Genomic DNA, 281 nt, shown 5'->3' with positions numbered 1-281 from the left:
TCTGAAACGCGGCTGTATAAAAGCCGTCGCGCGCAGCTTGCTGATTCTATGGTGGAACTGCAGGATGCGCTGGTCTCGGTAAATAAAGAGCTGGCCATTACCCAACGGCTGGAGAAAAGCGGTGCCGCCAGCCACGTAGAAGTGCTGCGCCTGCAACGACAAAAAAGCGATCTTGGACTCAAAATAACCGATCTGCGCTCGCAATATTACGTGCAGGCGCGTGAAGCGCTGTCGAAGGCCAACGCCGAGGTAGATATGCTGGCGGCTATCTTAAAAGGTCG

Annotated in this window: 1 pseudogene; it reads left to right on the top strand. The window is 54.4% G+C overall.

Features of this window, described 5'->3' with window-relative positions:
* A pseudogene (locus FDX22_RS20395) lies at window positions 1-281 on the top strand (secretion protein HlyD); the annotation flags it as partial.

It is taken from the genome of Citrobacter sp. TBCS-14 (assembly GCF_005280805.1).
Classification (GTDB): domain Bacteria; phylum Pseudomonadota; class Gammaproteobacteria; order Enterobacterales; family Enterobacteriaceae; genus Citrobacter; species Citrobacter gillenii.
The sequence above is the reverse complement of the archived record's forward strand: the minus strand, read 5'-3'. Positions and strand labels throughout refer to the sequence as shown.